Genomic DNA, 1,067 nt, shown 5'->3' on the forward strand with positions numbered 1-1,067 from the left:
TCAGGCCGTGCCGCGCATGGATCTTCTGGTAGTAATCCGAGCAGTACTGGATTCCACGATCAGAGTGATGGATCAGCTTCTGCGGTGTCTTTCTCCCTTTCAGCGCCATCTCCAGCGCCTGAGCTACCTGCTCTGTCTGTAGCGTTTCATGCACGCTCCAGCCCACGATCTTGCGCGACCAGGCATCGGTGACCAGGCTCAGATACACGAACTTCCCCTGCGTCGGCAGATAGGTGATGTCCGCCACCCACACCTGCTCGCTACCGGTTGGTATTACGCATCCTTGGCCAGGTTTGAGCAGATTCGGATGCCTGCGAAAGCGATGATGGCTGTCGGTAGTCTTGTGATAAGCCCGACGTTTCGGTACCAGCAGGCGCGCTTCCCGAAGTACGTCAAACAACCGGTCACGTCCCATGGTGATTCCCGCCGCCTGCAGCTTCGGTCCGATCAAATAGTGCAACTTGCGCGTCCCGATCCGTGGCTGCCGCACGCGGCAATCGCTCACCAGCGCCAGTGCTTTGGTCTCGCTGGCGCGTCGTCGTTGATGCCGGCACCCCGCTTGATAGAACGCCTGTCGACTGATGCCGAAATGGCGGCAAGCCCTTGCCACGCTTACGCCTTTGAGGCGCCCTTGCGTGAGGACTTGCCTGAAGGCTTTTTTACGATGCGCACCCCGTAATCCTCTTTGAGGACATCCACGATGGCTTCGAAAAGCTGTGCTTTCTCGTTGGCCTCCCGCAACTGGACCTGCAGGGCCTTGATCTGTTGTTCCGGCGTCAGCGGCGTGGCCGGTCCACTTTTGGGAGAAGTCGTCATGGGGGCAGATGATGCACCACCTGACCAATCCTGCCGACCATGGCGGCGAAGCCACTTCAGAACCGTGCTGCTGCCTTGGATACCGTATCGCTCCTGAGCCTTCTTATAGGTCAGTTCTCCACGCTCGACCTGATCGACCACGGACAACTTGAAGGCCAGCGAGTAATCCCGCTGACTGCGCCTGATTGTTGATTTCATTGAACATTCCTTTTCCAGAGGGAAAAGGTGTCAACCCAATTCAGGACGGGTCA

General features: G+C 57.9%; 1 pseudogene. It reads right to left on the minus strand.

The window, feature by feature from the left end:
• Positions 1-1,014, minus strand: a pseudogene (locus tag ACX9OT_RS21835) (IS3 family transposase); the annotation flags it as partial.
• Between the last annotated feature and the right edge of the window lie 53 nt (positions 1,015-1,067).

This window comes from Stenotrophomonas genospecies 3, assembly GCF_054473855.1.